Genomic DNA, 3,195 nt, shown 5'->3' with positions numbered 1-3,195 from the left:
TGAATGAAACAACTGTAAACCTCGCTTCCGCACCGGGCCGGTTTCAGGTGACAACCGGCCAAGATAGTTGTCGTCTACCGGCCAAGATAATTGTCGCTCACCAGTGCAGAAAGTGAAAGGGGAGTGCCGCGTTCGGAGGTAAAGAGGAATTGGTGCGGTAGCCGGCTGCGTTTACCGTCTCGAATCGGACGGCGCTCCGTCTGGATATATTTTTCCAGATCCAGAAAGAGGGCTTCACTAATGCCCACAGTGCGCGGCAGCGTTTTCTGCGCGGGAGGAATGGCACGCGTCTCAGACGGATCATCCGGCATGCGGCGCAAAGTAACGTAAAATTTTTCGCCGTCCTCCACTAAATCTGTGGTCTTTAGCTTAAGCAGCTCTCCACGGCGCGGACCTGCCTCAGCGAAAAGCCTGAAGATCAGCCAGTTGCGAACCCGTGCATTGCGCCGAAACGGGTTATCGGAAGCACTTGGATGCAGCATGAGGAGAAGCGCATGCAAATCCTGATCGTCCAATCCCTTCACTTCTGCGACTGAACTCCCACCGAGGTATAGCGCATCAAAATTAGATCGAATGCGGTCTTTTAATGCCAGTACGCGCTCATCCAAAGGTGTCGCCGTAACATCCGGAAGATATCGTTCGGCAGCCCATGTCAGGAACAACTGAACGGTCTGGAGATAGCCATTAAAGCTCGTGGGGTGAAGCCAGTCAGCACCGTTGTCTGATTGAGCGTTTCCGATCCTACCCGCAATTTTTGTAGTGACGCGCCCGGTTCGCAGCCAGAATCCAAAATGCTCGAGCTTGTTAATGACTAGGTGTAGCTGGCCGCTTATGGCAAGCTCGTCGAAGTCGCGCTCAAGTGCATGATACGCCCATTGATAGAGCCATTTAAGGATCTGTGCATCCCGGCGCAAAGTGCTGACCGCGCGGTGCCTGCGGCGCAAGACCGTGTAGATCAGAGGCAGTGCAACCGGAGTTTGGTAAGGCGCCCGACAGAGCAGCGGAAGAATTTCGCCGTGGCTGAAACGGCAGTTATGGACTTCAAACATCGGCAAGAGAAGTAGTAGCGATGGCGCAAGGCTACTAGGAACATAGGTCGCTAACAAGACCAATTTAATGTCATGAACAATTCAAACATCGTGCGATTATGATGCCTCTCAAGCACCATATTCACATCTTCACTAGCGATCAAAGTAAGCGTCCGCTCAGCGCCGTCTTGAGTGCTTGGGCAATTTGATTGATGATGGCATCACCCCACTGGGAAGCGGCGTAATCTCAGAGGGCTGCTGGCAAGCCGCAGTTCCAAGGCAAGAATTCATCAACCCGGTTGACCGGGTGATCGGCGATATGCTTCAGCACATGGCGCAACCAAGCTTCGGGGTCGACACCGTTCAGCTTGCCCGTACCGATCAACGAGTAGATCGCGGCGGCGCATTCGCCACCGCTGTCGGCACCAGCAAACAGGTAGTTGCGACGGCCAATGGCCACGCCGCGCAATGCCCGTTCGGCCGCCGAGTAATCAATCCCGATGGCGCCGTCATCGCAATAGCGCAGCAGCGCCGGCCAAAGTTTGAGCGCATACAGGATCGCCGCCGCCGTGTCGGACTTCCGCGACAGCGTGTCGAGCGTGGTGCGCAGCCACTGCTCCAGGTCATCGAGCAGCGGGCGAGAGCGGGCTTGCCGCACCTGCCTTCGTGCCTCTGGAGGTTGGCCCCGGATCTCTGCCTCGATCACATAGAGTTCGGCGATCAGGCGCAATGCCTCGGTGGTCAGCGCTGTCGGTCGCGCTGCGTGCAGGTCGTGGAATTTGCGCCGTGCATGCGCCCAGCAGGCGGCTTCGCGAATCGTGCCGTCTTCGAACAAGGCATTGAAGCCGGCATATGCATCGGCTTGGAGCACGCCCTCGAATGTGGCCAGGTGGTTCTGCGGATGAATGCCCTTGCGGTCAGGCGTGTAGGCAAACCAAACCGCTGGTGGCGCGCCGTCGCCCGAAGGCCGGTCGTCGCGCACATAGGTCCACAGGCGCGCCGTCTTGGTTTTTCCGTTGCCGGGCGCCAGCACAGGGATCGGGGTGTGGTCGGCATGCAGCTTCAAGGCCGTCAGCACGTGGCGCCGAACGGCGTCAACCAGCGGACGCAGCAGTGCGCTGGCGGAACCAACCCAGCTCGCCAACAGGGCGCGGTCAAGATCAACGCCTTCACGGGCATAAACGACCGACTGCCGGTACAGCGGGAGGTGATCGGCAAATTTCGCCACCAGGATGTGGGCGTGTTCTGTTGTTCGCGCAGCCCTTCCACCACCTCGTTCTGAGCGAGCAACAGCGCCTTCAAGGCGGCGATGTCGTTGGGCAGGTCGGCTGGGTTGAGCATGCGCCGAGTTTACGCGAGGCGTATCACGTTTACAAGGCCGACGTTAGTTTCCAGGTCCGCTCGGGGCGCCGCCAGTCGATGCCTTCGAGCAGCATCGACAGCTGCGCCTGCGTCAACGCCACCGAGCCGTTGCTGGCCTGCGGCCAGATGAAGCGGCCACGCTCAAGCCGCTTGGCCAGTAGGCACAGGCCGTCGCCGGTCCACCACAGCAATTTGATGCTGTCGCCGCGCCGGCCACGAAATACGAACACGTGCCCGCTGAATGGATCTTCCTCCAGCGCCGTCTGCACTTTGGCGGCCAGGCCGTTGAAGCCTGAGCGCATATCGGTGGTACCGGCGGCGAGCCAGACCTTGGTGCCGGCGGGCAGGCCGATCATCGCAGTACCCTACCCGCCGTAAAGCAGCTGGCGCGACAACAGGAGGCGACCGGGCGCCGTCGTTGCTTTAGCTAAATGAGATATAGATTAGCTATTGGACGAGCGAGATCTGTCGCCGGCCCCTTTACAGAGATGTGCCCAACAGCTAATCTATATATCCATTAGCTGTTGGGCGAACCAAGGGGAGAGGGATGCGGATTTCGGAACGGGAAATTGCATTGGTCGCAAACGACTACTCGGTGGCACAGTATGTGGAGGAGCTCGAGTTCGCCCAGATGCTAGCGCCAGCTCAGCGCGGAGCGATGCTGACGGCCGCAAAAAAGCGCATGAAGGCGCACATCATTAGTAAGCGTCGACTCAGCACCGTGTTGAGTGCCGTAACAGTTTAGTTGATGATGGCTGGCCGCAGGCCAGCGTTCATTTATTTGCCAGCCACAAGGTGCTGGGAG

The 3,195-nt window shown here is 58.6% G+C and carries 2 protein-coding genes and 1 pseudogene; all 3 read right to left on the bottom strand.

Annotation, left to right across the window (positions count from 1 at the left end; genetic code table 11):
- Positions 1-74: 74 nt before the first annotated feature.
- The 3 genes and pseudogenes from AC6H42_RS15155 to tnpB all read right to left on the bottom strand — a co-directional run bounded on the left by AC6H42_RS15155 (position 75) and on the right by tnpB (position 2,746).
- Positions 75-1,106 carry a site-specific integrase gene (locus AC6H42_RS15155; protein WP_497548406.1) on the bottom strand — a complete coding sequence of 344 codons (1,032 nt, stop codon included), beginning with the start codon at positions 1,104-1,106 and terminating at the stop codon, positions 75-77.
- 169 nt (positions 1,107-1,275) lie between these two features.
- Positions 1,276-2,361 (bottom strand): annotated as a pseudogene (gene tnpC / locus AC6H42_RS15150) (IS66 family transposase); the annotation flags it as partial.
- Positions 2,362-2,398: 37 nt separating this feature from the next.
- The gene (tnpB, locus tag AC6H42_RS15145; RefSeq protein WP_497548405.1) at positions 2,399-2,746 is read right to left on the bottom strand and encodes an IS66 family insertion sequence element accessory protein TnpB; all 348 of its coding nucleotides are present in this window, start codon (positions 2,744-2,746) and stop codon (positions 2,399-2,401) included.
- Between the last annotated feature and the right edge of the window lie 449 nt (positions 2,747-3,195).

The organism is Massilia sp. NBRC 108631, assembly GCF_059704565.1.
Note: the sequence above shows the minus strand (reverse complement) of the source record. Positions and strands in the feature narration are given on the sequence as shown.